Here is a 26,436-nt window from a genome sequence, read left to right as displayed (position 1 = left end):
GCAGCGGGGTTCTCCGATCGGGTCAAGAAGGGAGGAACTCCTCTGCTACACGGAAGCCTTTACTTTAACACTATAAGAGATTTATGTAGAGATCGTCTACACGTCAGTGGCACGCGGGCCGATACTGTGAGATGAAATAGTCTTCAATATACCGTGATGTTCCTGGTACGGAGAACTGTGGAACCCCCGTATACCCCTGCCCTGAGTGGGATGCTTTTGCATAGTGCTCCCTACCCATCATACTAATCATGTCAGATTATTCTTGAAGGACTCATCGAGTTATCCATGCAGCTACGATGTAGCAGATCCCAAGGAGGGGCATGCCAAGAAGGATATACAGCGCCAGGAATCCGAGATAAACGTACAAAGAGGTGTGGAATACGGTTGCCTGTATCAGCTGGACGAGAAGATATACCGCATATAAACTGACGCCCGCAGAGATTAAAGCAAAAATAGTCGTCTTCTCTCTTTGGTGTGCTGGGAAGGATAGAAAAGCGATTGCCGATGTCGGTGCCAGCAGGATCAGGTTTGCCTCATGAATGCTGCTGCTCGAAAGGCCGTAGGCGCCATACAGGAGTGTGTCCAGGATCGGTGAAACGGTAAAAGCCAACAGTATAGTGGCAAGAGGCATTCCCAGAAACCATCGGTCCGATTGATGCTTCATCTCCTTTAAGAAGTAGAGGAATCCAAGAAGCGAGATGAAACCTGTCACAAAGGGTATCCATAAGGGAAAGAACACCACAGCTGTCAGGATCAACCCCATCGACTTTTCATCCATCGGTGTCCGACTCCGTAAAAAGTGTTTGGTCTATCATCCGATAAACACATAGAACTCCGTGATGGCACCTTCATTTCCTGCAGCATTGTCCTTCACGCGAAGCCGCCAGTCGTGCACATCATACCAGTCATTGACGTAGACGTCGATGTTGAGGTGGTCCTCACTTCCGCCCTGCCGATCCCAGATCTTTCCCTCCCGGTACACGCCTTCAGAGTCGTCCTTCCAGCCCAGCCATACCTCCAGATCCCCGATGTAGGTGTGAGAGATCCGGGTGGAGATCCGCATCCTGTCGCTGCAGGCGACATCGTCGACAAAGGCGTAAGAGGTCTGGCCGTCCCAGATGGGAACAGAATAGGGCCCAATTGTATCGGGCGATTCGAACTTGCTTGCATATACCAGCATTCCGATGGTCATCTGTTCCGTCAATGTGTGAAGCTGCTGAGTATATGCGATCACATACGGGTCATCCTGCCAATCCGGATCGGTGTCTATCGTCCAATTGATATAGGGTAGGACTTGATGTGACACTTCTGCGAGAGCTATTGCCGACGCCGCTGGATCGGTGACTACAAAGTGACTGGTGACGTCGATTGCAGAGTCCAGGCCTAATTCGGTCCAGTGCGACTGAACCCAGCTCTCATATGCATCGTGCTGTAAAAGATAGGCGCCAGTAGTATGGTAAGGACATCCCAGATCTTCAATATAATGAAGTCCTTTTCCAATTTGAACATATGCTTCATCAACGTTGTAATCGTTGAATTGAGATCTCGCATTATTCAAAGACCAATTAAGAGAGAGAGGCCCATAATTGTCAAAGCCAGGAATTACGGTACCATCAAGCACCCAGGAATGACGATTGAGTACTAAGCCAGGAGTTGGAGGCCAAAATCGATTTTCATCTGCCCATCCGCTGTAATCCCCTAGTGTGGTGTTGTGCGCCGCTGTTACGTATCGCATGATTCTCCCGGCCGTGGTAGAGAGGTGCCAGTGTCCAGGCTGAATCTTCCACCGCGGAGTTACTTCATTGCCGTCTGTCGCCATTACGATGTAATTTCCGATGCGATAGAGGATCTCCCTCTGTTCGTCCTGGGTCAGTTCGGATTTTCCTGCAAAGATCGTCTGGGCCTCAGAGATAAGTGCATCCCTCTCCTTCTCGGAGAGATCGGTCATGACCGTTTTCAGGTATTCCCAATCCTCCTCTCTCAACGGCCCATTGGGAGGAGGTGTAGCCGTCGGCACGTGTGCTGGAACTTCAAATTTTGGCAGTTCGGAGAGTTCTATGCCTTCGATTGGAACGTCATCTTCTGTCACCGATACGATAGTCCCATTGGCCTGAAGTACAATGGTCCTCGTTATCGTTTGGCCATCGTCCACATCCGGTTTCCCCACCGGCTTCATTATGACGTCTGCACATGCTGCGGGCATCACCATCATGGCTATCAACAGCAGTGCCAGAAGCACGGAGAGCATCCGCGTTTTAAAGCTGTTTTTCACGTTCTATACCTCCACATTCAGATTCTCACGGAGGCATGACGGTACCCTTATATACTCAAAAGGCGAGATTATCATGCCTACGGGCAGCAGCGGGGTTCTCCGATCGGGTCAAGAAGGGAGGAACTCCTCTGCTACACGGAAACCTTTACTTTAACACTATAAGAGATTTCTGTAGAGATCGTCTACACGTTAGTATTTCTGCAGACATCTCGCGGCAAATGTATCTTTATTATCGGCATGGTTGGGTTTTTTATGTATGCATATCGAGATTCTGGAAGACGAATACATATGGGAAGGATTTCATAAAAAGTGGCAGATAATAATAACTCACTTTATTTGAGTCGGATGGAGATGCATGAAAGATAGATGGCTGATTATTCTGGTAGCGGTTGTGGTGGTAGTTGTATTAATCAGGCCTTTCCTGCTCCCTGATAAACCAGCAGTCGATTACCATGACCGCGAGATCTATCTGCCTTCAGAGCCGTACAATCCCCGTCTTGTGCAGCTCTGGGATACCTTGCTTGAGGAGCTACAATTCGATAACGCCTCGGCAATATTTCGAAGTCTTACCGTTGATATCTCTTCCAATGGAACGGTACAATCACTAACACTCGATTTTTATGCGAATAATGAATCAGATTGGAGGATTCATAGGGCATATGTGGATGAAGCATCTCGTATATATCTCACATCCCAATCAATCGAGCTGATTAAAACGGGTGATCACCCTCTCGCTTTATTGAGCAATATCGACCAGCTACCGCTATACAATATCCCTCTTGGAGAACGGGGAATCACCATCAATGTCCTGTATCACACTCTTGGGAAGAAATTTACCGCTACTCACGAGAATATCTACGCCCTTAATAAAGGAATGCTGGAACCCTTGAAGGAGGTGACCTTCCCCTCCGGAGGATATTGGTACGAGATTAAGATCATTTCAAAATCGGATCCAATAGAAGTTGCAACGGGAAGCGATGCATCTGTAATGATCGACCCGAATACCACAACTTCATGCGAAGAAAATCCACAGTGTACCCTACTCTTCACAGAACAGGATCTTGAAAAGGCAGAATCTGTTCTCAGGGTATAATTATCGGAAATTTTTCGTGAGAGATTAATAAAATATGCTGATATGGTATTTCGAGGATCTCTCTTCGATCCAATTAGAAATGGCTGGAGTCCTGTTCCAAAATTGAGACTTTCCTATATAAACTATTTCCAATTTTGTTCACACATTTTTTCTTGAAATAATCTATCCGATCTCGCGCAGATGCAGAAAATGATAAACAACCCGATCTTCATATTTTACAGACCGAAATAACATCCGATACCTACATTAAATATCGCTAATACCCCGGAGAACACGACCATCGATATTCCAATTATGTCGACGTGTAGATGAATTCTACAGAAATGTTATATGGAATTTACTCAGACATCATCTTGGTCTATCATGAGTCGGAATCGTCTATTGCTGGCAGCCATCCTATCGATGGCCCTGTTTGCACCGCTGGTTTCTGCGTACGAAGAGAATGGACAGAGTTCTCTCCCCTCCTCGGATGCACACACTCTGCCTAATGTTATCGACCGGGCTTATTATTCTATTACAGAAGGTCAGACACGGTGGCACTCGAAACTCGTTGACCAAGGAACAAGCTCGCTCAAGGTTGATGTCGATTGGGATTCTCCCGATAATTCATTGACGTTGACCATCTATGCCCCTGGCAGCGGACCTGTGTTCGGGCCATATCGAGATGGGAGTGACGGCGTGATCGATTCTCGAATTCAACTTACAGTATCAAACCCCGGTATTTATCCCGGCACCTGGCAGTTCAAAGTCTATGGAGAACGCGTGTATGGGACGGAAGTATACTATTTTAATGCATACTAACAACTTTTTCAGAATATAGACATTACATTTAAAAAAATCCTATAAAAGTATCACTGGCTTTATGGTGATTTTGTCCCTCAATGGATTCCCTGCATATCTCGGTGTCTTCTATAGTCGGAGTTTACCCTTTGAAGATCAATTTCCGTTTCAAATGATCCCAAACTATTTCCAGGCCATATGATACCCTTATCCGTCGGTGTAGGGTCTTCCCCACACCATGAGAAAAAGGACAAATTGCATAGATATCATCTTTGTACAGCCTTTCCACGTATCAAAACAGACAATGGAACTGAGTGGCACTCTCTATAATATTAGTGACTAAGGCGTATCCTCTTCAATATTCCCGATAACCTTCTCCAAGACAGAACCGTTTCGACAGAGTATCCCGAAGACCGGTTGCTTCTTCGTAATTCTCCCTCATTTAATCTCCGAATCCAAACCATCTCCCTCTTATTCCTCCAACGATTTCCTAGACAAGTTTCATCATCCATCTCGATGGTGCCAGTAAGAATAGTGTGGACATCCTTGGTTAGAAAACATCGAATAATGGTCAGGGCTTGCAACCTCCCCATTATTCGATACCGGTCTGAAGAGCGATGTTCGAGTTGCTATGTTCGAGCGGGAACCAGATAATAATCCATTTCTACGAATCCGGGGTCAGGAACAGCGGCAGGTGGTGGGGCGTGAAGTCATCCCATCACTACTAGCACCGCCTTTTTTTCAGTCCCCAGCAAATACACTTTTTCGACCGGCATCGCGGGCGTTGAGCCTTGACCACGATTCTCCTTGCATTCTCTGTACGAGTTCGGTGATTATAACTCTCATCCCTTTTTTATTCGGTTTTACAGTTGTAGTAGTTCAAGCATGTTCTTCATAAAATGATTTTTACTTTTTTACAAGGGAGATGTATTTTTATTCAATTGAAATCTTGGCCAATTCAAGGATATTTATTAAGAATAATGTGGCAGTTATCGGATCGATTAATATTAAAAACAATAATTAATATCTTTATGTAAATGGAATGTTTTCCTTTGGGCACAATCAACTACATTCAAGATAATATTGAAAGTACTTCATCAGTCTTCGGACATTAAACCTAGGTGTCCATGAAAAAGCGTGGACAATATGAAGCGGAAAATTGTATTAATTGTGCTGTTGTTGGCTGCTCTTTACTCTGCGAGTTATTTATTAGATATTTCAAGCGATCGGAGACTTGCACCAGAGGGATACCCGCCAAGTGAGATAGATACTACAATTCCGATCTCTTTCTTCGATTTACCTCTCCGTGTAATGCTTCTGGACATCTTTCTACCTATCTCACCAATTCTATTACTACCCATAGAGATCATAGCATCGATCATCCTCTGGATTTCCCTTGGCTGTAAAAGAGTGCGTAAAAAGGATATATTATCGAACGAAAAACGTAAAAAAATCTATGAGTGCATTGTCGCTCAGCCCGGGATCCATTCGAGGGCGATATCGCGCGAGACCGAGCTCAACAGCGGAACGACTCTCTATCACCTCACACTCCTCCAGCTGGTGGGAAAAATAATTGCCGTAAAGGATAGGGGATTCGTGCGATTTTATAGAAACACGTGGTCTATCACGCAGGAAGAGATTAAAATTACTAATCATCTGCGCCACTTTAAAGAAAAAGAGATCATTGAAATCCTTAATCGGCACCCCGGCGCAACACGCAAGGATATCTCAACGGAACTCCATATTTCGGCACCGTCGATCTCGTGGTATATGACACGTCTTAGAAAAGACGAGATAGTCCGAACTGAAAAAGATGGTAAATTTACGAGATATTATCTCAATATAAATGTTAAGAGTTGTATTGAGAGTAAAGAGTCAGACTTTCAAGAACGACTCGAGGCTGAAAGTCCATGTTGATAAGAATACATAGAAGTATCAGCCTCAGGGAAAGCTTCGCACGAGAGACGACCCTATTTTTCTGTCTATAGATGTAATTATCGAAATTCCTGATCTCTCCTTCATGCAGCATTCAATACGACACGCATATAGGATGGTAAAATCAGATCTTGAGGACATCCCAAAACGCCAATGCGACCTGACGGTCGCAGGTTCGATGGAAAAAAACCGATGAGAGACGAACTCATCTATTTTCATGTTAAATTATAAGATCCTTGAGAATCCCGAGGCGGGGTCATGGTATTCCGGGAAATCGACGACGAGCTCTGGGAAATTCTTCGGAAGCATCTGCCGCTGCAGAAACCGCACATCGGCCGGCCCCGGTGCGACCCCCGCCGACTCCTGAACGGCATCTTATATGTCCTGACGACCGGATGCACTTGGAGCGATGTACCCGCCCAATACGGCACTAAATCGACCGTACATCGATACCATCTCGAACTCTATGAGAGGGGAGTGTACCAGGCGATCTTGACCATCTTCAGTCCGGCTGCGATCTCCAAAAGCTCGACCTCGCTCACTGCATCACCGATGCCAATTGACTTCCAGCCTTATTTAGGCGCATAGGCCGAATAGATCGCAGTATGGGGGCTCCTCGAACCAGTACTTGATTCCAGTCAGCTTCTTGATCCTCCGAGCGGGTTTCATGCTGTGCCAAGATACTTTAGACGCATCGGCAAATACAGATCTTTCCATTTTGATTCTTATTATGAGGTTGTGGGAAAAATTGCAGGCATTTGGATAATATGCGCTAATAATTATCGGTAGTTCAGGATACCAAGGATATCGCTGCGAAAAATGGGAGATACTAGGTATGATGGTATAAAAAGTAACCGGGACCAAACTCAGTGCTCTGGTCGATTCAAAGGGGATCCCGCTTGTTTGCACAGTTGCCCGGGCAAATATCCATGATTCTCGCCTCTTTGCGCCAACGGTTGCCGCCTACGAAATCTTGGAACCAATGTGAAACCGGCAGTCATTTCTACGGACACGGCTTATGACTTCCAACCTGACTTCCGGATTTTTAGGCACATAGTCCGAGCACCTCGAGGATCCCCCGTTGCTTTTTCGACACCTCTGTGGTGAGGATCTCCCCGTTGGCCAGCCGGACCTTCTTGATTTTAGCCAGTTCCAGCAGCATCCCCTCCAGGGTGTACTCCTCTAACAGCCCGGTCTCCTGCATCCGTTTGAGCAGCCGCATCCGCAGGATCAGGGAGAGGAAGGTCACGAACAGGAATCCCTTCAGGGTGGACTCCTTCCGCACCTGGAGCGGCAGTACCTGCAGATCGTTCTTCAGGGTGCGGAAGGCCTTCTCCACGCCATCCCGCTCTCGGTACACCGTGAGGCACTCCTCCCAATCCAAGGGACCATGAGAGAGGATGATCTGCTTTCCCATGCGGTTCACCCGCTGGGCGATGGCGTTCTGGCGGTATTCCACGACGAAGCGGTCCTCCTGCTGCCGCCAGGAGAAGTAGTTCGCCATGCCCCCGGCCCACTCCCGGAACACCTCCTCCGCCCTCCGCCAGCGGGGAATGCGCAGGGATTCGAGTTTCTGCTTCAGGTCGTGGAGGCGGAGGTAGAAGAGGTTCCGTTCGTTCTGCTCTCGCCGCAGGTCGTAGTAGCAGAACCCGCGGATCTCCCGCTCTCTTAGCCGCAGCACCACCGGTTTCACGAAGATCGGTTCCTTCTGGTACATCCGCAGGTATTGCACGCTCTCCAAGTCCCGCTGCGCATCGGTCAGCAGTTCCTTCACCGGCTTCGAGGCCAGAGACGCCGGGATGACGAAGGAGAGATCCTCCTCCAGCAGCTCCTCCAGGTTCCCCTGGCTGTAGAAGCCCCGGTCCAGGACCAGGGTGTACTGGGTGGCACCGAGCGCCTGGATGCGGGCGATGGTGTTCTTCAGGGTGACCACGTCCACGATGCTCCCCGGGTAGAGGTCGTACAGCACGGGAATCGAACGCTCCGTGTCCAGAATGAGGGAGAAGTTGACCTGGGGCAGGTCCAGACCGTCCCGGTTGTAGCCGTACTCGAGGAGAGGGAGGAGCTGAGAAGAGGAAGAGAGGCTGGTGATGTCGTAGATCAAGGTGGAGTCGGTGCCCAGGTCCCGCATCAGCCGGTGCATGAACTCTTCCGGCACGCCGCTCTCCCCAAGGGTGGAGAGGAGGTCGCTGATCTGCTGGCTGCTTAGAGGCAGATCCGGATGATCGAGGGAGAGCGAGTTCTCCTCGTACCAGGCCGCGACCAGGTGCATCGCAGAGGGGCGGAGGATGCGGTGGATGGCCAGGGCGAGGATAGTCTCTTTCTCCTCTTCCGTGGCCAGATCTCCCAGGTATTCATCCATCCGCAGCTCCTGCACGATCTGGTGCAGGGGGAGGAGATTCCCGTGGGTGTAAGCCGCCTTGGGGACAGAGGCGATACCCGGCACCGGTTCGCTCCTCACCTTCACAGGTGACCCGTTGATATTCTTCCCCAGGTAGCGGGACTTCTGGCGGATCTGCTTCTTCTCCGGATCGTAGTAGGGAGTGTCCTCGTACCAGTACTCCTTCCCGTTAATCTGCTTGATCCGGACGATGGGCTTCATCTGCTTACAGTATAAGCACATACCAGGATATAGATCTTCCGGTTTGCATCGAGCAACGGCGGAACAAAGAGTGCAGAGGAGGTATTGCGTGCCTAATTCATGGGAAGTCAGGTACCGAGGACGAGGCATCGAGAGCAACATTCCCATTAACCCTCGGCGCCGGCACCAGCCGAAGCGCGACCGATCACTCTGGTTCGAATAGGACCTCTATCAGAAATGAGGGGCGGTTGAACGGTTCTTCAGACGAATCGAGGCTTTCAGGACTAGTGCTTCTTGTCCTCTAATTTTCTAAGATCATCGGGTAGAGTCGTTTGAGTCTCACCCGGGCATCGCTGGTGGTGAATTGCCAATCCACGCTCTTCTGGGCTTGATTTCGTTGCTGGTTCCAGGTACTCGTTTCCGCCCTGAGCGCTTCCATCGTCGGGATTCTCCGTTTCAGGCATTGCCGTGTCAGGGCACTCAGTTCGATCTCCGCGATATTCAGCCAGCTCCCATGTTTCGGTGTATAATGGATTTCCAGCCGGTCCAGCAGAGATCGTGCCCGTTCGGGAGGGAACGTCTCGTAGAACGCTCCCGGTACATGCGTATTGAGGTTATCGCAGACCAGAATCACGTTCTCTGCATCGGGATAGTCAACTTCGAGGAGGTGCTGCATCTGGTGAGCCCAATCGGTCTTTGTTCTCCTCTCCGTGATGGTTATCCGACGCCACCGTCCCAACGGTTCTGTGAACAGGAATCCGCAGACCACGCCGTTTCTCGTATACTCGTAGTCCTGCCGCTCCGGGCGACCCGGTTGTGCCGGGATCGCCGCCCGCACCTCGCCATGTAATTGGATCGGCTGTTCATCCATGCAGATGACCGGATGCGTCGGGTCAAACGGTCGCTGATAGACCTCCAGCACGTCTTCCATCGCGGCAACGAAGTTTCCGTTTTCGTCGGGGGGAATACCCCACTGCTTTTTGGTATGTGGCTGAAGCGCGTTTTTTTAACGTCCGTTCCACGGTATTGAGAGAGATAGTGTCGACAATCTGCAGTTCGACGAGGCGATCGGCCAGCAACTGCAATGTCCACCGGGAACGGCCTTCCGGGGGCTGACTGCAGGCGATCCGGATCAAATGGGCTTCTCCATCGCCGTTCAATTTGCGCGGTCGGGGAGGTTCGTCGCGGATCTTCCGGTGCAGAGCTGCGTCGAGTCCCTGGGTGACAAACGCTTTACGGATGTTGAAAACCGATTGAGGATGACACCGGACGATCTCGGCGATCTCCGTGTCGGATTTGTCGGCATGGAGAAGGATGTAGGCATGGCGGATCGTGGAGGCAGCGGATTTGCCCCGGCGGATAACCTCTTCCAGAGAGACCCTTTGGTCTTCGGTGAGCGTAACGGCGTATTTGCTTTTCCCCATGAGAATTATATTTGACCAAATATAATATTATTATTGTTATAATAATAAGGGACAAAAAACACTAGAACTCATACATCTCGTCTGTGCCCGAATGATCTGGGAATTTTGGAATGACTCCGATATTTAAATTTTCGAGACCTCTATGATGGATTCAACGGACGTATTCATCGTTGTAATACCGGTTGGAATGCGTTTATCATTCTGATGTGTTCTCTCATGAACGAGATTCAAACCAATGTTTGATACCAGATACGATGATAATTAGTGCGATAAAGGAAATGGCAATAAGCATTAACAACCACTGATAAGTGATCGCTCCGACAATTACTATTATTGCACCAAGGAGCATTAAAAGGATCAGACGATTGCGTTCCATAATTACTACTCTCCTTAAAAATTTTTTATATCTTCCTAACCTGAACATCCATCTGGATAGAGTGAGACCCAGCGGTTTGATGATCCGCCATTGTCAGTATTCAGCCATGCATCACAGCTAACCCACATATCCATCTGACACCGATCAAAGATACATCCAAATTTGAAATGAGTTCTATGTTGACCCGATGTTGTTCCTACTCCAACATTTTCGGTGCTGTATTCGCATTTAGTCCAACCAGGAAATCCTGGATTAATCCACCAATAACTATGATTGTCTATCGAAGTTATGCTGATGCCGTAATTAACATAGAACCAGCCCTCTGTATGTAGGCTGGCGATTGTCTGCTGAAGAAGATTTCTAAATTCATCAGTACGGCTTACTTTCATTAAATACGTATCTGCTAGGATATTAGAAGAATCAGGGGATACTATGGGAATCGAATATAATTGAGTATGTGTCTCACTATATAGGAAATACTCTTCAATATTCTGTCCCTCAAGCATTAATTTTTTAGGACTATATGATACTCTTTTTTCACCTAATAGTTGGGGGATCACTATAGATGTGTTCACATTTTCTCCATCCCAAGTTACTTCGAGTACAGTATTCCCTTGGGTGATAAGAAGAATTTGATGATCCTTGAAGTCGTAAAGACCTACAACAGCATCAATCTCATCTGTTATTTTCACTTCATTCATGATCCTATCAATGAGATCGGGACATTCGCTGTACGTCTTCAAAGGAGGCATATTTTCAGATTTTTCTTGGATCTTTATACCGAATTCATCCAGTAAGTTGCTACTCCCAGAATGGAACTGGTAACTGATTATACTGCTGTTCGAGGGACTGCAACATGAACTGTATTGCGAATTCGAATCGTTCTGAGAACTGTTCTCCACGCCACCTTCCTGTGCAACCACTAATGGCACCATTGCCATTAGCGCAAGCAATAATGCAAGAAGGATGACTCCATTTTTCATTGAGCTCATATTAAATACCTCCATTCTGATTTTCTTATGGAGGCACGACGCAACGCTTATACGAGTGAACAGCGCACATAGTCATGCCTACGGGCAGCAGCGGGGTTCTCCTATCCGGCTAAGATACTGTGAACCCCGTGCTACACTGAAACCTTTTCCTTCACAATATAAGACATTTCTGTATAGATCATCTACACGTCGGCAGACTGTGGTACACCAACAGAAAAATGATGGTATGCATTCCATTGGCATTCGAACCTCGTGGGCGGGGATGAAGTATGAATCCCTATCTGTTGGCATTCTCGTGAATCGGGATCCTGGGAATCCCGAGCATACGAAGGTACACGGTCACGACACGGCCCGTAGACCATCCTCTGTCCTTCATGGTAAAGGGGACTCAGGCCACTCCCCCTTTAATGGGAGGGTATGCAAAGAGCTATCGAAAATTGGATAGGTGTTCTGTGTGTCCGAACCCGGTCAAACCATTTCCCTTCTCCTGAGGTAAGTGATGGCGAATCGCTGTTCGGTTCCCGAACAGCCCCTGTCGCACGCGGGGTAGGGGCAAGGTAAATAGGGGCATGGTAAAGAATCTCTCAGATCCACCTCCCTTGGAGGGTATCGCATGCAGGGGTGGGGGCAATTGGGGGGGGGGCGCACCCCCCTCCCCCTTACAAACCCTCTCCCCCCCCATTGGTGTGATAGGGCCTGGATAGGATGGGTGAGGGGCCGATTCTCCGAATTGCCGATGGGTCATTAGAAAAATGATCTTGTGATGCCCTGTAATCCAGACGCGTTTTCCAAAACAAAGCTCCTGACCAGGGAATTTTTGCCCCATGATACCCTATAACAGGAACCCTTTTTTCGACGATCCAAGGCCCCTCGCGCACTCTGCCGAACATTGAAATTATTGCTTCTTCAGAAGGTATGCATGGGCCGAGAGCGCCGCCTTCGCCCCCTCGCCGGCGGCGATGATGATCTGTTTGTACTGGATGTTCGTCACGTCCCCCGCGGCGAAGATCCCCGCAGCGCTGGTATGGTTGTTGGCGTCGATCACGATCTCGTTGTTGCCATTCAGCTCCACAAGACCCCCGAGGAACTCGGTGTTCGGCTCGTGCCCGATCTCGATAAAGAGCCCCTCCACATCCAGATCGCTCTCTTTTCCGCTGGAGCGGTCCCGGATCGTGATCCCGCTGAGGAACCGCTCGCCTTTCAGCTTCGAGACCTCGGCGTCGAGGTGAACGGCGACGTTGCTCTTCTGCGCCAGCGCCTCCCGGTACACCTCGTCCGCCCGGATCGAGTTCCGCACGATCAGATGGACGGAGCGGGCGATATCGGCCATCTCCAGCGCCGTGGTGAGCGCGGAGTTGCCGCCGCCGACGACCGCCACGTCCTTCCCCTGGAAGAGGGGACCGTCGCACGTAGCGCAGACCGATAGCCCGTGGCCGGCGAACCCCCTCTCGCCTTCGAGGCCCAGCCAGCGGGGTTTGCTGCCGGTGGCGACGATGACGCTGCGGGCGCGGAACGTCTGGCCCGAGGCGGTGGCGGCAGCGAAGAGCCCGTTCTCCTCGTTCAGGGCGATGACCCGATCCAGCTCGATGTGGATGTGCAGTTGGCGCGCCTGCTCCTCGAACTTCTTCATCAGGTCCTCGCCGCTGACGATCCGGTAGCCCATGTAGTTCTCGATGGTCCAGCTCTCGAGCGCCTGGCCGCCGATATTCTCCGCGATGACGACGGTCCTGATCATTTTCCGGGCAGCGTAGACGGCGGCGGTCAGCCCGGCCGGACCCGCTCCCAGGATCATCACGTCGTACACCGCATCGGTCCGCACGGTTCCGAAGATCGCATTCAGTCGTGCCACGTCGAACCCGATGATCGCCTGGTCCCCGACCACCGTGACGGGCACGCTGTACTGCCCGGTGAGCCGCACCATCTCCCGGGCCGCCTCCCGATCCTCGCCGACGTCGACGTCCCGGTACGCGATGCCGTATTTATCGAGGAACGCCTTCACCATGCGGCAGTAGGGGCAGTTCTTCGTCGAGTATATCCTGACGCCCGGCATGCTACTGCAACAGTTGTCGGAGTGGGCTAATAAAGGTGTTGAAGGAGTCCGATCGTGAAATTCGCCGTAAATCCGCAATCATCCTGGCCTCTCCGCCGCGGAAGGTCCGCATGCGGACAGGATCGCCTCCTCGTCCGGCAGCCCTCTGCCCTTCATCAGGTAGTCGCGTGCGGATAGCGCGGCTTTCGCCCCCTCCCCGACGGCGATGACGATCTGCTTGTTGCGGGAGTTCGTCACGTCCCCCGCGGCGAACACCCCCTCCCGGCTGGTCTTCATGTCGCAGTCCACGACAATCTCTCCCCTCTCGTTCAGCTCCACGAGGCTGTGGACGAACGCGGTATTCGGCTCGTAGCCGATCGAGACGAACAGGCCTTCGACATCGAGCCTGCGCTCCTCGCCGGAGGCGGGGTTCCGTATCGTGATCCCGCTGAGGTACTCGTCCCCGTGAAGAGCGGCGATCTCGAAGTTCTGATGCAGGGCGACATTCTTCTGCTTCAGAGTCTCCAGGTACACCTTCTCCGCGTGGATCCTATTTCGGGCGACGAGATGGACCGAGCGTGCGGTCCGGGACAGCTCGATGGCGCTGATGACCGCTCCGCACCCGCTTCCGGCCACCGCCACATCCCTGCCATGGAAGAGCGGGGCGTCGCAGGTGGGGCATACCGATAACCCGTGGCCGATGTACTTCTTTTCGCCTTCCAGGCCCAGCCAGCGGGGTCTCTTCCCCGTGGCGATGATCAGGCTGCGGGCGCGGTAGGTGCGGCCGGAGACGGTATGGGCGGCAAAGATCCCATCCTCCATGCTGATAGAGTCCACGACGTCCAGCTGGATGTGGATGGACGGAAGGGCGCGGGCCTGCTCCTCGAACTTCTTCATCAGGGCCTCCCCGGATATCGGCTGGAATCCCATGTAGTTCTCGATTCCCCAGCTCTCGGCCACCTGCCCTCCCATGTTCTCCGAGATCAGGATCGACTCCAGGAGTTCCCGCCCTGCGTAGACGGCGGCCGTGAGTCCGGCCGGTCCTCCCCCCAGGATCATCACGTCGAATACACCCTCCGGAGGGCGGGTCCCCAGGAGCTCGTTCAGCCTCTTCGCGTCGAACCCGATGACCGCCTGATCCCCGACCACCGTGACGGGCACGCTGTACTGCCCGGTGAGCCGCACCATCTCCCGGGCCGCCTCCCGATCCTCGCCGACGTCGATGTCCCGGTACGCGATGCCGTATTTATCGAGGAACGCCTTCACCATGCGGCAGTAGGGGCAGTTCTTCGTCGTGTACACCCGGATCTCTGGCATGCTGTTCTCCTGTACGAAAAGAGTAATAAAAGTAATGCCCTCCTCGCTCCGCGCCCGAAGGGCCTCCCGGGCCCCGACGGGTGCGGACGGGGCGGAGCGTTCCAGCCCCGGGCGTCGGGATCGAGGGAAATTGCAGGCGTGGCGGCCGGGGGTAGAGCGGTCGCGACATCCCCCCTTTGCGCTGGCAGAACCGTGGAACCCGGATCCTGAAGCCGTGTTTCTCCTGGCGGGCGGTGCGATCGCACCCGGCTCCGTCTGCCCATGACGCCCTCCTGCCGAACTGCGTCGGCAACCCTGCGGATAATGCCCGGGGCATCTCCGCCCGATGCTGCAAAGGCCCGTGTTCTGGCGGGGAACAGCCCCGCCGGTCCTGGGCGCCCGGCGCCGTCCCCCGCGGAGTGACGGGAGGAATGCCCTCCCCGGGCGGACAAACGGGCCGCGGGCGATCCCCGGCGAGGGGCGGGAGAGGGCGGGGCAATCGGCCCGCACTCGAATCGAATCGCCTTCTCCCGGATCGATGGGAACGGCTGCGTTCGGCATGCCGGAGCAAACCATATCGGACCTGGGGCGGTATCCCGATCTCCCGTCCCGGGAGAGCATCGCACGGGTGGACCGCGGGTGCCCCCTGGTGCGATGGGGTCTGTGCGGGAGAGACGCCCGTCCCGCATCGCAGCGGCCCGGCAAAGAGGTTGCATTCCCGCATGCGCCCTTGATCTGGCCGCCGATGGGAGCAGGGGAATCGGAGCCGGCCTCCCCTCCCGGCCGGGGCCGTCGCATGGCAGGGGGAATCGTGCGATACGCCCGAATGAGTTCTCTTCCGATCCGGGCTGTCGCAGGAGGGGGCAGGCCCGCCTGCGAATATGCCGGCCGTACAGGGGCATACTCTGCCCTTACTATGCGACAGAGCCCATTCTGCAGAATCCCGGAAAAAAGACGGAATATCCTCTGTATTCGGGTGCTCACTCGACGACGCGCCACATATGGCCGGGCACGCTGCAGATGGGGCAGCGCGACGGCGCCTCGCCGATCTCTATATTCCCGCAGACAGGACAGAGGAACACCTTGCCTGCGGAGAGATCCTTCCCGTTCCGAACGGCTTCCAGGGCTGCCCTGTAGAGATTCGCGTGCACCTGCTCGGCTCGCAGGGCGTAATAGAAGGCGGTCTCGGCGTCTTTGATCCCCTCCGCCTGGGCTTCCTTGAGGAAGCCCGGATACATCTCGGTATACTCGTAGGTCTCCCCCCCGATGCCGGATGCCAGGTTCTCCTCCGTCGTGCCGATCGCGCCGAGCACCTTCATCAGCCGCCTGGCGTGGATCGCCTCGGCCTCCGAGGCGGCCTTGAAGAGGCGGGCGATCATCTTGTAGCCCTCTTCCGCGGCCTTCTCCGAGAAGGCGCCGTACTTCCGGTTCGCTTTTGCTTCGCCCTCAAGGGCGGCGAGTGCGTTCTCTTTCGTTGGCATACACGATCCAATGCACGGGCACCTATTAAATGGCGCTGGTCGGGCAACCGGATGCGGAGAAGACGCTCTCCGTTCGCCAGGAAGGGGCGAACTGCGCCGGCTCCTGCCAGGGCGGCAGAGACTCCCCGGAATCGCCTTCACGGCAGGCCGATCGGCTGCTGAACCCCTCCGTGGATTTTAAAAAGAAATTTACGGGTCCATGAACAGATGCTCTCCTGCATGGCTGTTCCTCCCCCCGCGAAACTCATTTCCCGGCGTCATGGGTCACCGGATCCCGGACGTTCGCCTTCCGGCAGACGGGATCCCGGGATCCCGCGTCTCCCCCCGAGCGGCAGTGTTCGCGTGCTGCCGGAAGGGGGCCGAGAGCGCCGCCCGGAGGGATCCCGATGAAGAGGATGAGGGAGATACCCCGGCACGACCGACCTCGGGAGAAGCTTGCCGCCAAGGGCGCGGCGGCGCTCTCGGACATGGAACTCGTGGCGATCATCATCGGCAGCGGGACGAGGAAGAGAGGCGTCTTCGAGATCGCGAGAGAGATCCAGAGAAGGCTGGCAAATGGCCTGGATGCCGGGCTGTACGAGGATCTCAGGAAGATCGAGGGCGTCGGCTCGGCAAAAGCATCGCAGATCGCTGCGGCGATCGAACTGTCGCGGCGATACCTGATCAAGGATGCGGTGAAGATCTCGACACCGGAGGACGTTCCGCCCCTCGTGGCGGACCTCCCGGCGAAGAAGCAGGAGCACTTCGTCACGATCACGCTGAACGGAGCGGGGGAGATGATCCAGAAGCGCACGGTGACCGTCGGTCTCCTGAACCACAGTCTGGTGCACCCCCGCGAGGTCTTCGCCGACGCGATCACGGACCGGGCCGCATCCGTCATCCTCATCCACAACCACCCCTCGGGGTCCCTGGAGGCGAGCAGCCAGGATATCGCCATCACCCGCCAGCTCGTGGAGTGCGGCAGCCTCCTCGGGATCCGGGTGCTGGACCACATCATCGTCTCGAAAAACGGCCACCTGAGCATGAAGGAGCGGGGGCTGCTGTAGCCGTACCGGGGAGTTGCTCCCGAAGTGCGTGTCGGCCTGATGGAGATATCGTTGGGATTGCCCCCCAGTACGGCACTGTATAGTAGCAATGGCAGGAAGAGGCCTTGTAGAAATCCTCAATAACCCCATTTTACTCAGGTTCAACCACAATAGCTAAGATACGCCGCCCCCCTGTCATTATATGCCGATAACAGACAAGGAGCCGGGACTAAGGTCGTAGAACAAGTTTATCAGATTACGGGAGACCCTTCTATCGGAGGTCCGGAGTTCCCGGAGTCCTTTGTATTCCTGTACATATTCCAAAAGAACCTGTACCCAGCACCAGCATCTGGCCATGATCCTGTTCAGAGATGTCCTGAGGATGGACTACCGGAGTATCGTCGATCTCCGGGAGATGATGGCCGGGATTACCGAACTACTGGAACTGGATCAATTGCCTCGCTTCACAACCCTGCAGAAATTCCTACCGAGGATACGTTCAGGATCTCTCGATATCCTTCTTAGAAAGTACACTTGGAGGACCGGGCCGACCTGGCGGAGCTGTCTCAAAACCTCTCGGGCGGGGGATACCCAAAAACCGGTGATCACCGGAGTCCGGATCTCCCAGAATTTCGTCATGATGTCGTCCATGCCCGGCCCCTCCTGCGGCGATGTCACCGTATCCGGAGGTCGGAGACGTATGTCCTGGACAGGGGGTCCGATGCCGAGAGTCTCCACCGGCAGATCCGGGATTAGCTGGGAGCTCGTTCCGTCATTCCCGTCCGAAACCGGAAGAGGAGACGGATCGGGGGAAGGTACCGCCGGGAACTCGCCCGATCCTTCGATGAGAATATCCCCCTCCGGAGGACCCTGGTGGAGACCACCTTCCCCGTCCTGAAACGAGGATTCGGAGAGAACGTGCGGTCGAGGAAATACCGGAACCCGGTGAAGGAGATCATCGTGCGGGGGGTGGCCTGTTACCTGAACAGGGGGATTTAAAAAAAATTTGGTTTGTCATGATCAGAGGAATGTTGCATGGCCATATATCACCTGACTTTGAAAGCGAAGAAGCGTTGTTCCGTTTCTTCCACCACCTTCGATTCAGATATCTCCTATCCCGTACGATGCGCCTTTGTTCCCCACCCTTTGACAGCCCTCATCCCAGTGCCTTCACCACCGAGATATGAACCAGACCTTTCATTGGGTTCTCATTCCGGGCTGTTCGTTTGAGCTGTTCGTCACCTTGTTGAGGTTGCGCAATAGCGCATCATATCGCAGATTGGCGGATAGTCCGTTCAGTTCGTCCCGATTGCCCAGCGGGTATTCACCGGCATCGGGGGTACCCGTTAAACCGATCTCTCCTAGATCCCCTGGCAAACCCTATCGTAGCGCAGGGGTGGGGGCAATTGGGGGGTGCGCCCCCCTCCCCCCAAATGATGCGATAGGCACGGATAGGGTGAGCGGCGGGTCGAGAGTGCATGGTCGCAAATCGCACTGGCCCTTTTGCCGCGATACGGCCTCTCGATCCCCGAATCGTTTTCGCATGCGTTCGAGGCGTATAAAAGAATTTATCCCGTCTGCTCTCCGGTATTCGGTATGCATGCCGTCAAGGCCGGGGCCGGGCTGTTCATGCTCTCCACCGCACTGGGGGTGGTGTCGATGCTGTTAGGAGAGCCTGGCATCATCCTTCTCGCGTTCGGAGAGATCCTCCTCCTCGCGGCGGTCATCCTGGTGCTGGCCGCCTCGCCCTTCCGCTGGACCCCGCGGGAGGTACGCCTCTCCCGCCTGATGGTCCAGCGGCAGTTCTCCTGCCGCACGCTTCGAAGGGCTTCCTTGAAAAACACCTTAAATCCATCTTTTTCTATCGATTCAGAATATTTTTGAGTCATTCGAGAAAAGAATTAAATACTTGCGACGCCTCTGAACGTAGAGGTGAATACGATGGTTGCCGAGAGACCTGAAGTCAGGAAGGCGGGAGAGAGAGTGGGCCCGGGCAAGTATGTCTGCATCGACTGCGGTCGGGAGGTGGAACTCTCCGCGGCGGAGCAGGACCTTCGGAAGTGTCCGGCCTGCGCCTGCGAGGAGTACCAGTGCGTCCCCATGACGCACATCCGCCCGGACATCAAGACACCGGAGGACGTTCTCAACCCTCCCAAGAGGAAGGAGTCCGCCCCGAAGTGACCCCGGGGGGCAAACTTCTTATTCTTTCAGACAGCATCAGGCCATTAAAAAGGAGATGGAGGCCGAATTTTATGGTGAACGTATCCAGAGCCGGAGAGGTGTATCTCTGCGAGATCTGCGGCAACGTGGTCGAGGTCAAGGTGGCAGGCGGCGGGGAGCTCGTCTGCTGCGGCCAGCCGATGACGCTGCAGGAGTGATCGTGCATGAAAGACGAAGAGATGGAACGACTCGAGCACAAGATCGGGAAGGTGCCCAAAATCTTCCGGGAGCTCAAGGAGCTGGATCCCGATCTCTACGGCAGGGTGATGGGGCTGGATCAGCTGGTCTGGGCGGATGGCGCTCTCTCCAAGAAGACCAAGAAACTGATCGCGATCGCGATCGCCTGCGCCCTCCGGGACGGGCACGCTGTCCGTGCACAGATGGCCGGCGCCAGACCCCTCGGGATCACCATGCAGGAGATGGACGAGGCGCTCCGCGTGACGTTCCTCCTGGCGGGCATGCCCGCGTACGTGTATGGCAAGACCGCCGCCGAGGAACTGCTGAAATAACAACGCGGTAAAGGGGACAGTCTATGGAACCCACGGAATCTGCGTATGCACTCCCGAGCCTGGGCGAACCGGCTCCCGAGTTCGAGGCGCTGACGACCCACGGTCCGCTCAAGCTCTCCGACCTGCGGGGCAAGTGGGTCATTCTCTTCTCCCACCCGGCGGACTTCACGCCGGTCTGCACGACGGAGTTCATGGCGTTCATGGAGATCGAGGAGGAACTGCGGAAGATGAACGTCCAGCTCCTCGGTCTCTCGATCGACAGCATCCACTCCCACCTGGCCTGGGTCAAGAACGTGAAAGAGAAGATGGGCGTCGATATCACGTTTCCCATCATCGCCGATCTGAGCATGAACGTCGCGAAGCGCTACGGCATGATCCACCCCGGCCAGAGTAGCACGGCGACCTGTCGCACGGTCTTCTTCATCGACGACCGCGGGATCCTGCGCACCATGCTCTACTACCCCCTCTCGCTCGGGAGGAACATGCAGGAGATCCTCCGCATCGTGCGGGGTCTGCAGACCGCCGACAAGTACAACGTCGCCACGCCGGCCAACTGGCAGCCGGGGGACAAGGTCGTGGTGCCCGCCCCCAAGACGCAGAAGGAGATGGAGAAGCGTCTGCAGGAAGGCTACGAGTGCAAGGACTGGTACCTCTGCTTCAAGAAGGTCTGATTCCAGAACAACTCTTTTTATGCTTCGCAGCCAACGGAATGGCATGAAGATCCTCGCCTTTGCGGGCAGCCCGAGGAGGCACGGAAACTCGGAGACGCTCCTGGACTGGGTGCTGGAGTCCATGGGGGAGGAGAGCGATGTCGAGATCCAGAAGATCGCCCTCACCGAGGTGAACATCAACCCCTGCCGGGGCTGCAACGCCTGCGAGGTGACGGGAAGGTGCGTCCAGAGGGACGACATGGACCGGATCAACGACCTCCTCCTGGAAGCGGACGGCATCGTCCTCGCCGCACCCATCTTCTGCATGAGCATCAACGCCCAGGCAAAGGCCCTGATCGATCGGATGCAGGTCCACCGCTCGCGCAAGTACGTGCTGCGCCTGCCCCTCGTCCCCCCGGAGAAGGTGGGCAGGCGCATGGGCGTCTTCCTCTCCACCGCCGGGCAGACCTGGGAGAACGTGTTCGATGGAGCCCTGCCCCCCGTGCGGTGCTTCTTCCACCTTGCGGCCGTGCGGGATCAGGACGTGCGCTACCTGATGATCAGCGGCGTGGACGGCAAAGGGGAGATAGTGCAGCATCCAACCGCCCGGGAGCAGGCCCGTCAGCTGGGAAAAGACGTGATCGGAAGGCTCCGGGAGATGAAGGCAGCATAATGGCAGTCAAGGTTCTCGGCATATCGGGCAGCCCCCACCGCCACGGCAACACCGAGACCCTGCTGGACCGGTTCCTCGCCGGGGCACAGGACGCGGGCGCCGGTATAGAAAAGGTTATCCTCCGGGATCTCGACTATACCGCCTGCCGGGGCTGCAACCTCTGCCACCGCAGCGGCCAGTGCGTCGTGAGAGACGATCTCCCACCCCTCTTCGAGAGGATCCTGGGCGTGGACGTTCTTGCCGTCGCCTCTCCGATCTACACGATGGCGATCACGGCGGAGACGAAGGCCCTGATCGACCGGGCGCAGGCCCTCTGGGCGCAGAAGTACATCCTGAAGACCCGGTACTACAGCCACGAGCATATCCGGCGCCACAAGGGCATCTTCCTCTCCACCGCCGGGCTCGGGTGGGAGAGTGTCTTCAACACCGCGTTCCCCGTCATCACCGCATTTTTCGACATCCTGGGATTCGAGTACTACGACAACATCATCGCCAACGACATGGACCGGTACGGCGGGATCGAAGGGCATCCCACGGCGCTGTCGGAGGCCTACACGAAGGGGCAGAAGGTGGTGAAGGTGCTGGAACCGCTGAAAAGAGAGGCCTAGAGGTACGCCAGCGATCCGAACAGGACCGCGAGCGAAACAGCGATCAGAATCCCGAAGACGAGAGGATTCCACGCCAGCACCTTTCTTCCGTCGAGAATGCTCACGGGGAGCATGTTGAAGGTGGCGATCATCGCATTGACCTGGAGGCCCACCCGCCCGAGGATCCACAGAATGCCCGACGGCGGGGAAAGGATCGCGATGGCCGCAAACGGGATGCAGAGGGCCAGGTTCGTGAGGGGGCCGGCCGCCGAGATCCAGCCGTTCTGCGGGCGGGACGTGGAGCCGTAGATCATCGTCGCCCCCGGCGCAGCGAAGACGATGCCGACGAGCGCTGCCATGACGATGGCGATCAGCAGCATGCTGTTGTCCTTCCGGAACTCGGCCCAGTATCCGTAGTGCATGGCGGTGAACTTGTGAGCCATCTCGTGCAGCACGAACCCGATGCCCACCGTGAGCAGCGACACCACGAAGAAGACCAGAAAGGTGATCGGGGTGACCCCGCCTCGGACGAAGATCAGGGTGAACGCAACGGATATCGCGATCCATGCGACCAAGAGATCCCGCCACTCATGGGCGGGTATACGATCGAGTATGCTCATCTCTCCTCAGTAAGAATTGAGCTCTTCCCCCTTATGGCGCTTTCCGAATCTGGCACTGACATTTTTATCTTCGTTCGCCCGTACCATATGGTATGTCCATCCAGTCGATCCGGGAAGAGATGGAGGCGATCGATGCCGAGATGATCCGTCTGATCGGGCGCCGGCAGCAGCTGTCGGCGAAGCTGGCCCTGATCAAGCAGGCAGAAGGTCTTCCCATCCGTGACGAGGCGCGGAAGAACCGGGTGCTCGAGCGTGTCTTCGACCTCGCCGTGGAGCGGAAGATCGATCCGGTGCCGGTCCAGCAGATCTTCGAGATCCTGATCCGGATGAGCGAGGAGCGGCAGCGGGAGTGCATGGGCGAGGGGAACCTGCCCTGAAAAAGATGCGCCTAGCGGGAGAGCATGGTGCCGACGCCGGCATCGGTGAAGAGCTCGAGGAGCAGGTTGTGCCCCCTGTTCCCGTTCAGGATGTGGGCGTTCTCCACGCCCTGCCGCACCGCGTCCAGGCAGGCGGTGATCTTGGGGATCATCCCGCCGCTGATCGCCCCGCTCGCGATGAGGGCATCGATCTCGGGCACGGTGAGGCGGCGGAACACTCTCCTGCGCTCGGCGTCCATGACGCCGTCCACGTCGGTCAGGTTGATCAGCTTGTACGCCCCCACCGCCACCGCGATCTTCCCCGCCGCGGTATCGGCGTTGATGTTCAGGCTCCGCCCCTCGCGGTCGATGGCAATCGGGGCGACGACCGGGATGTAGTGGTTGTCGAGCAGGGTGCGGAGCACGGACGGGTCGACGTGCTCGATCTCCCCGACGTAGCCGAGATCCACCTCCTGCACCTCGTCCCCGTTCCTCACCCGCTGCAGATCCATCTTGCGGGCGATGATCAGGTTGCCGTCGTTGCCCGAGAGCCCGACGGAGCGGGCACCCGACCGGGCGATCCGCGAGACGATACCGTCGTTGATCTTCCCGACGAGGACCATCTGGGCGATCTCCAGCGTCTCCTGGTCGGTGATGCGCAGCCCTCCGACGAACTTGGGCTCTTTTCCCATCGCCTTCATCTTCTGGGTGATCTCCGGGCCGCCGCCATGCACCAGCACCACCTGCATCCCCACGTAGTGGAGCAGCACCGCGTCCTGGATGGTGTTCTCCAGGACGGTCTCGTCGACCATCGCGTGTCCGCCGAGCTTGATCACGATCGTCTTCCCGTGGAACTTCTGGATGTAGGGCAGCGCCTCCATCAGCACGTCCTCGCGTTTCATGTCGTGTACCTGCCGTTGATCTCCACGTAGCCCTCGGTCAGATCGCATCCCCAGGCGGTCGCCTCCCCCTCGCCGGCGGCGAGATCCAGGAAGAAGACCACCTTCTTCCCCCGCATCGCCGCCTTGGCCCGGGCCAGATCGGCCGTTATCTTGCCGTTCTGGATCAGCGCCGTCCGACCGTCCCCCTCACCGATCCAGAGGGAGACGCTGTCGGGTTCGAAGTCGACGCCGGCCCGCCCGGCCGCCGCGATCACCCGCCCCCAGTTGGGGTCCTCCCCGTAGATGGCGCTCTTGACGAGCGGGGAGGCGGCGATGGTGCGGGCGACATCGGCAGCCCCCTCCTCGTTCGGTGCGCCGCCTACCCGCACCTCCAGCAGTTTCGTCGCCCCCTCGCCATCGGAGGCGACCTGGACGGCGAGAGAGCGGCAGACATCGGTCAGCGCGTCCTGGAACTCCGCCTCGTCCACGGGGCCGCATCGGGCGGTGGCGGTGCAGAAGAGCACGTCGTTGGTGCTGGTCTCGTCCACCACCACGCGGTTGAAGGTCCTCCGTGCCGCCGTCCGCAGCGCCTCGTGGAGGGCTGCGTACTCGATCTCCGCGTCGGTATACACGAAGGCGAGCAGCGTGCCCATGTTGGGGGCGATCATCCCGCTGCCCTTGGCGATGCCGCCGACCGAGAACCCCTCCTTCCGTACCAGCGCGTGCTTCTGGCAGGTGTCGGTAGTCATGATCGCCGCTGCGGCGAGCTCTTCGGCCGCACCGCTCCTCGCGAGGCGGGGTCCCACCGCACTCGCCTGCCGTTCGATCAGCGGCATGTCCAGGTAGCGCCCGATCACGCCCGTGCTCGCCACCCCCACGCCCTCCGGGTCGACGCCGAGAACGCCGCCCGCGATCTCGCACATGCGCACGGCGTCCGCGTAGCCGCGCCGTCCGGTATAGCAGTTGGCGCAGCCGCTGTTGGCGACGATCGCCTCGAGCCTCCCCCGGCGCATCCGCTCCATCATCAGCTCGACCGGGGCCGCCCGCACCTGGTTCCGGGTGAAGACGGCGGCGGCAGCTCCGCTCGCCCGGATGAGGGCGAGGCCGTACTTCCCCTCCCGGATGCCGCCGGCGGATACGCCTTCCACCGCGCAGATGCTCTGCATGGTCACTCCTGCCCCGCCTCCCGCGTCATGCCGACCCCCCGCACGATGTCGGCGCGGGTGACGATGCCCACCAGCCTTCCGCCGCTCACCACCGGCAGGCGGGCGATGTCCTCCCGCATCATCACCGCCGCCGCCTCTTCGATATCCTCGTCCGCGTCCACGGTGATGGCAGGCATGCTCATCACGTCACGCACCCGGCGGTCCCCGATGTGGGACAGTGCCCGTTTGGTCTTGGTCCAGTTGACATACTCCCGGATGGGCAGCTCGATCACCTCCAGCGGCGATGGCAGCCAGAGATCGTCGCTGATCTCCGGCACCTGGAGGAGGGATACGATGTCCGTCTCCGTGACGATCCCGACCAGGCAATCCCCGTCCAGAACGGGGAGGCCGCCGATCCTGTTCTTCCGCAGCAGCCCGGCCGCCTCCCGAACCGTTGCATCCGCCTGGACGGTGATGGGCTCCCGCGTCATGATCTCCCTGACCTGCATGGTTCTCCCCTCCCTACGGCAGGAGACCCCCCGCCCGAAGACCGTCAGTCTCCTCGTATCCGCACATCAGGTTCATGTTCTGGATCGCCTGGCCGCTGGCGCCCTTCACCAGGTTGTCGATGGCGGAGACGGCGACGACGCGGTTGCCGCTGCTCTCGACCGCGATGTCGCAGAAGTTGCTGCCCCGCACTGCCGCGAGCGAGGGTTTCTGAAGGCGGACGAAGTGCTCGCCCTGGTAAAAGCGGCGGTAGAGGTCCTCCACCTCCGCCTGGGGGATCGGCTGCTCCAGCAGGATGTGCGCGGTGGTGAGGATCCCCCGGTTCACCGGGACGAGGTGCGGTGTGAAGTAGCACTGCGCACGGGATCCGAGCCGTTCCAGCTCCATCCGCATCTCCGGCAGGTGACGGTGGGCGGTCCACTTGTAGGGGGTCACGACGTCGCCCACGTTGCAGTAGTGGGTGGTCTCGCTCGGACTGTTGCCCGCTCCGCTCACGCCGGTCTTGGAGTCGAAGACGACGGCAACCGCCCGTTCGGCGAGGGGTGCTGCGGCGAGCGTGGCGCCGGTGGGGAAGCAGCCGGGGTTGGATACGAAGGATGCACCCCGCACCTCCTCGCGGTGCAGCTCGGGAAGGCCGTAGGGGGCTTCCCGGTACGCGGTGTGCCGCACTCCGTAGGTCTTCTCGTAGATCTCCCGGGGAAGGCGGTAGTCGGCACTGAGATCCACCGTCCGGATGCCCCGTTCGAGAAGCTTCGGAACGTACTGCATCGCCACCGTGTGGGGCACCGCGAGAAAGGCGAAATCAGCATCGATTGTATCCGCGTCCAGGTTCTGGAACGTCAGGCCGGTCAACCCCTTCAGGTGGGGGTGGATCCGGGCAAGCGGTGTGCCTGCCAGTTTGCGGGAGGTGGCGGCCACCACCTCCGCCTTCGGATGCGCTCCCAGAAGCCGGATTAATTCGCCGCCCGTATAGCCCGAGGCGCCGATAATCGCAATTTCCATAC

27 protein-coding genes and 1 pseudogene are annotated in these 26,436 nt (G+C 56.5%); 13 read left to right on the top strand and 15 right to left on the bottom strand.

The features are described from left to right. Positions 1–271: 271 nt before the first annotated feature. On the bottom strand, positions 272–778 hold the full coding sequence (locus QMC96_05480; protein MDI6876206.1) for a hypothetical protein: 507 nt from the start codon (positions 776–778) through the stop codon (positions 272–274). Between the two features lie 33 nt (positions 779–811). Further along, positions 812–2,272 carry a hypothetical protein gene (locus tag QMC96_05475; GenBank protein MDI6876205.1) on the bottom strand — a complete coding sequence of 487 codons (1,461 nt, stop codon included), beginning with the start codon at positions 2,270–2,272 and terminating at the stop codon, positions 812–814. 355 nt (positions 2,273–2,627) lie between these two features. Between QMC96_05475 and QMC96_05470 the strand changes: the two genes are divergently transcribed. From QMC96_05470 to QMC96_05460, 3 genes and pseudogenes are all read left to right on the top strand, one after another. Next, on the top strand, positions 2,628–3,365 hold the full coding sequence (locus QMC96_05470) for a hypothetical protein (protein MDI6876204.1): 738 nt from the start codon (positions 2,628–2,630) through the stop codon (positions 3,363–3,365). A 1,926-nt stretch (positions 3,366–5,291) separates the two neighbouring features. After that, positions 5,292–6,062 carry a winged helix-turn-helix transcriptional regulator gene (locus tag QMC96_05465; protein ID MDI6876203.1) on the top strand — a complete coding sequence of 257 codons (771 nt, stop codon included), beginning with the start codon at positions 5,292–5,294 and terminating at the stop codon, positions 6,060–6,062. A gap of 874 nt (positions 6,063–6,936) precedes the next feature. Continuing rightward, positions 6,937–7,035: pseudogene (locus QMC96_05460) on the top strand (IS5/IS1182 family transposase). A 90-nt stretch (positions 7,036–7,125) separates the two neighbouring features. Here QMC96_05460 and QMC96_05455 read toward each other — a convergent pair. The 7 genes from QMC96_05455 to QMC96_05425 form a co-directional block, all read right to left on the bottom strand. Further along, the gene (locus QMC96_05455; protein MDI6876202.1) at positions 7,126–8,682 is read right to left on the bottom strand and encodes an IS1634 family transposase; all 1,557 of its coding nucleotides are present in this window, start codon (positions 8,680–8,682) and stop codon (positions 7,126–7,128) included. A gap of 280 nt (positions 8,683–8,962) precedes the next feature. Further along, positions 8,963–10,085, bottom strand: a protein-coding gene (locus QMC96_05450; GenBank protein MDI6876201.1) for an IS630 family transposase whose coding sequence is annotated in 2 segments (ribosomal slippage) — positions 8,963–9,668 and positions 9,667–10,085 — 1,125 coding nt in all. Because the reading frame shifts where the segments join, the coding sequence is not laid out codon by codon here. A 214-nt stretch (positions 10,086–10,299) separates the two neighbouring features. Continuing rightward, positions 10,300–10,461, bottom strand: a complete 162-nt coding sequence (locus QMC96_05445) for a hypothetical protein (protein MDI6876200.1) — start codon at positions 10,459–10,461, stop codon at positions 10,300–10,302. Positions 10,462–10,496: 35 nt separating this feature from the next. Next, positions 10,497–11,453: a hypothetical protein gene (locus tag QMC96_05440; protein ID MDI6876199.1), complete on the bottom strand. Its 957-nt coding sequence runs from the start codon at positions 11,451–11,453 to the stop codon at positions 10,497–10,499. 895 nt (positions 11,454–12,348) lie between these two features. Continuing rightward, positions 12,349–13,503 (bottom strand): FAD-dependent oxidoreductase, encoded by a 1,155-nt coding sequence (locus QMC96_05435; protein MDI6876198.1) that lies wholly within the window; start codon positions 13,501–13,503, stop codon positions 12,349–12,351. Positions 13,504–13,581: 78 nt separating this feature from the next. Then, positions 13,582–14,799: an FAD-dependent oxidoreductase gene (locus QMC96_05430; GenBank protein MDI6876197.1), complete on the bottom strand. Its 1,218-nt coding sequence runs from the start codon at positions 14,797–14,799 to the stop codon at positions 13,582–13,584. A gap of 959 nt (positions 14,800–15,758) precedes the next feature. Further along, complete coding sequence (locus tag QMC96_05425) at positions 15,759–16,259, bottom strand: rubrerythrin family protein (protein ID MDI6876196.1); 501 nt, start codon at positions 16,257–16,259, stop codon at positions 15,759–15,761. 386 nt (positions 16,260–16,645) lie between these two features. On the opposite strand from QMC96_05425, the gene radC reads away from it, so the two are divergent. Beyond that, positions 16,646–17,305, top strand: coding sequence for a DNA repair protein RadC (gene radC / locus QMC96_05420; GenBank protein ID MDI6876195.1), 660 nt, complete (start codon positions 16,646–16,648; stop codon positions 17,303–17,305). Positions 17,306–17,734: 429 nt separating this feature from the next. Here the strand turns inward: radC and QMC96_05415 are convergent, their stop codons facing one another. Further along, positions 17,735–17,935 carry a hypothetical protein gene (locus QMC96_05415; protein ID MDI6876194.1) on the bottom strand — a complete coding sequence of 67 codons (201 nt, stop codon included), beginning with the start codon at positions 17,933–17,935 and terminating at the stop codon, positions 17,735–17,737. A gap of 222 nt (positions 17,936–18,157) precedes the next feature. On the opposite strand from QMC96_05415, the gene QMC96_05410 reads away from it, so the two are divergent. The 8 genes from QMC96_05410 to QMC96_05375 all read left to right on the top strand — a co-directional run bounded on the left by QMC96_05410 (position 18,158) and on the right by QMC96_05375 (position 21,944). Then, positions 18,158–18,283 carry a hypothetical protein gene (locus QMC96_05410; protein ID MDI6876193.1) on the top strand — a complete coding sequence of 42 codons (126 nt, stop codon included), beginning with the start codon at positions 18,158–18,160 and terminating at the stop codon, positions 18,281–18,283. 597 nt (positions 18,284–18,880) lie between these two features. Next, positions 18,881–19,168 (top strand): hypothetical protein, encoded by a 288-nt coding sequence (locus QMC96_05405; GenBank protein MDI6876192.1) that lies wholly within the window; start codon positions 18,881–18,883, stop codon positions 19,166–19,168. Between the two features lie 57 nt (positions 19,169–19,225). Beyond that, positions 19,226–19,465: a hypothetical protein gene (locus tag QMC96_05400; protein MDI6876191.1), complete on the top strand. Its 240-nt coding sequence runs from the start codon at positions 19,226–19,228 to the stop codon at positions 19,463–19,465. 71 nt (positions 19,466–19,536) lie between these two features. Next, complete coding sequence (locus QMC96_05395; GenBank protein MDI6876190.1) at positions 19,537–19,662, top strand: desulfoferrodoxin FeS4 iron-binding domain-containing protein; 126 nt, start codon at positions 19,537–19,539, stop codon at positions 19,660–19,662. A 6-nt stretch (positions 19,663–19,668) separates the two neighbouring features. Next, positions 19,669–20,013 (top strand): carboxymuconolactone decarboxylase family protein, encoded by a 345-nt coding sequence (locus QMC96_05390; protein MDI6876189.1) that lies wholly within the window; start codon positions 19,669–19,671, stop codon positions 20,011–20,013. A 23-nt stretch (positions 20,014–20,036) separates the two neighbouring features. Next, on the top strand, positions 20,037–20,684 hold the full coding sequence (locus tag QMC96_05385) for a peroxiredoxin (GenBank protein ID MDI6876188.1): 648 nt from the start codon (positions 20,037–20,039) through the stop codon (positions 20,682–20,684). A gap of 43 nt (positions 20,685–20,727) precedes the next feature. Further along, positions 20,728–21,336, top strand: a complete 609-nt coding sequence (locus tag QMC96_05380) for a flavodoxin family protein (GenBank protein MDI6876187.1) — start codon at positions 20,728–20,730, stop codon at positions 21,334–21,336. Further along, positions 21,336–21,944, top strand: coding sequence for a flavodoxin family protein (locus QMC96_05375; protein ID MDI6876186.1), 609 nt, complete (start codon positions 21,336–21,338; stop codon positions 21,942–21,944). Before QMC96_05380 ends, QMC96_05375 begins: the two co-directional genes overlap by 1 nt. On the opposite strand, the gene QMC96_05370 is transcribed toward QMC96_05375, so the two are convergent. Further along, positions 21,941–22,543, bottom strand: a complete 603-nt coding sequence (locus QMC96_05370) for a peptidase M50 (GenBank protein ID MDI6876185.1) — start codon at positions 22,541–22,543, stop codon at positions 21,941–21,943. The two genes, QMC96_05375 and QMC96_05370, sit on opposite strands and share 4 nt — an antisense overlap. A gap of 92 nt (positions 22,544–22,635) precedes the next feature. On the opposite strand from QMC96_05370, the gene QMC96_05365 reads away from it, so the two are divergent. Next, entirely contained in the window at positions 22,636–22,920 is a 285-nt protein-coding gene (locus tag QMC96_05365) for a chorismate mutase (protein MDI6876184.1), read from the top strand. Positions 22,921–22,931: 11 nt separating this feature from the next. Here the strand turns inward: QMC96_05365 and argB are convergent, their stop codons facing one another. The 4 genes from argB to argC are packed head-to-tail and all read right to left on the bottom strand — an operon-like array spanning position 22,932 to position 26,434. Next, a complete protein-coding gene (gene argB, locus QMC96_05360; GenBank protein ID MDI6876183.1) occupies positions 22,932–23,801 on the bottom strand; it encodes an acetylglutamate kinase in 870 nt (289 codons plus the stop codon). Then, a complete protein-coding gene (gene argJ, locus QMC96_05355) occupies positions 23,798–24,946 on the bottom strand; it encodes a bifunctional ornithine acetyltransferase/N-acetylglutamate synthase (protein MDI6876182.1) in 1,149 nt (382 codons plus the stop codon). The genes argB and argJ overlap by 4 nt, the downstream gene beginning before the upstream one ends. 2 nt (positions 24,947–24,948) lie before the next feature. Beyond that, positions 24,949–25,434 (bottom strand): CBS domain-containing protein, encoded by a 486-nt coding sequence (locus QMC96_05350; protein ID MDI6876181.1) that lies wholly within the window; start codon positions 25,432–25,434, stop codon positions 24,949–24,951. A 13-nt stretch (positions 25,435–25,447) separates the two neighbouring features. Further along, entirely contained in the window at positions 25,448–26,434 is a 987-nt protein-coding gene (argC, locus tag QMC96_05345) for an N-acetyl-gamma-glutamyl-phosphate reductase (protein ID MDI6876180.1), read from the bottom strand. Between the last annotated feature and the right edge of the window lie 2 nt (positions 26,435–26,436).

It is taken from the genome of Methanomicrobiales archaeon, from assembly GCA_030019205.1.
Taxonomy (GTDB): domain Archaea; phylum Halobacteriota; class Methanomicrobia; order Methanomicrobiales; family JACTUA01; genus JASEFH01.
This window is presented reverse-complemented; position numbering and strand designations above follow the sequence as displayed.

Bases quoted from the DNA above. Each gene is read 5' to 3' on its own strand.
- QMC96_05480 (MDI6876206.1), bottom strand. From the start codon at position 778: ATGGATGAAAAGTCGATGGGGTTGATCCTGACAGCTGTGGTGTTCTTT.
- QMC96_05470 (MDI6876204.1), top strand. From the start codon at position 2,628: ATGAAAGATAGATGGCTGATTATTCTGGTAGCGGTTGTGGTGGTAGTT.
- QMC96_05465 (MDI6876203.1), top strand. From the start codon at position 5,292: ATGAAGCGGAAAATTGTATTAATTGTGCTGTTGTTGGCTGCTCTTTAC.
- QMC96_05455 (MDI6876202.1), bottom strand. From the start codon at position 8,682: ATGAAGCCCATCGTCCGGATCAAGCAGATTAACGGGAAGGAGTACTGG.
- QMC96_05445 (MDI6876200.1), bottom strand. From the start codon at position 10,461: ATGGAACGCAATCGTCTGATCCTTTTAATGCTCCTTGGTGCAATAATA.
- QMC96_05440 (MDI6876199.1), bottom strand. From the start codon at position 11,453: ATGAGCTCAATGAAAAATGGAGTCATCCTTCTTGCATTATTGCTTGCG.
- QMC96_05435 (MDI6876198.1), bottom strand. From the start codon at position 13,503: ATGCCGGGCGTCAGGATATACTCGACGAAGAACTGCCCCTACTGCCGC.
- QMC96_05430 (MDI6876197.1), bottom strand. From the start codon at position 14,799: ATGCCAGAGATCCGGGTGTACACGACGAAGAACTGCCCCTACTGCCGC.
- QMC96_05425 (MDI6876196.1), bottom strand. From the start codon at position 16,259: ATGCCAACGAAAGAGAACGCACTCGCCGCCCTTGAGGGCGAAGCAAAA.
- radC (MDI6876195.1), top strand. From the start codon at position 16,646: ATGAAGAGGATGAGGGAGATACCCCGGCACGACCGACCTCGGGAGAAG.
- QMC96_05415 (MDI6876194.1), bottom strand. From the start codon at position 17,935: ATGGACGACATCATGACGAAATTCTGGGAGATCCGGACTCCGGTGATC.
- QMC96_05405 (MDI6876192.1), top strand. From the start codon at position 18,881: ATGCATGCCGTCAAGGCCGGGGCCGGGCTGTTCATGCTCTCCACCGCA.
- QMC96_05400 (MDI6876191.1), top strand. From the start codon at position 19,226: ATGGTTGCCGAGAGACCTGAAGTCAGGAAGGCGGGAGAGAGAGTGGGC.
- QMC96_05395 (MDI6876190.1), top strand. From the start codon at position 19,537: ATGGTGAACGTATCCAGAGCCGGAGAGGTGTATCTCTGCGAGATCTGC.
- QMC96_05390 (MDI6876189.1), top strand. From the start codon at position 19,669: ATGAAAGACGAAGAGATGGAACGACTCGAGCACAAGATCGGGAAGGTG.
- QMC96_05385 (MDI6876188.1), top strand. From the start codon at position 20,037: ATGGAACCCACGGAATCTGCGTATGCACTCCCGAGCCTGGGCGAACCG.
- QMC96_05380 (MDI6876187.1), top strand. From the start codon at position 20,728: ATGAAGATCCTCGCCTTTGCGGGCAGCCCGAGGAGGCACGGAAACTCG.
- QMC96_05375 (MDI6876186.1), top strand. From the start codon at position 21,336: ATGGCAGTCAAGGTTCTCGGCATATCGGGCAGCCCCCACCGCCACGGC.
- QMC96_05370 (MDI6876185.1), bottom strand. From the start codon at position 22,543: ATGAGCATACTCGATCGTATACCCGCCCATGAGTGGCGGGATCTCTTG.
- QMC96_05365 (MDI6876184.1), top strand. From the start codon at position 22,636: ATGTCCATCCAGTCGATCCGGGAAGAGATGGAGGCGATCGATGCCGAG.
- argB (MDI6876183.1), bottom strand. From the start codon at position 23,801: ATGAAACGCGAGGACGTGCTGATGGAGGCGCTGCCCTACATCCAGAAG.
- argJ (MDI6876182.1), bottom strand. From the start codon at position 24,946: ATGCAGAGCATCTGCGCGGTGGAAGGCGTATCCGCCGGCGGCATCCGG.
- QMC96_05350 (MDI6876181.1), bottom strand. From the start codon at position 25,434: ATGCAGGTCAGGGAGATCATGACGCGGGAGCCCATCACCGTCCAGGCG.
- argC (MDI6876180.1), bottom strand. From the start codon at position 26,434: ATGGAAATTGCGATTATCGGCGCCTCGGGCTATACGGGCGGCGAATTA.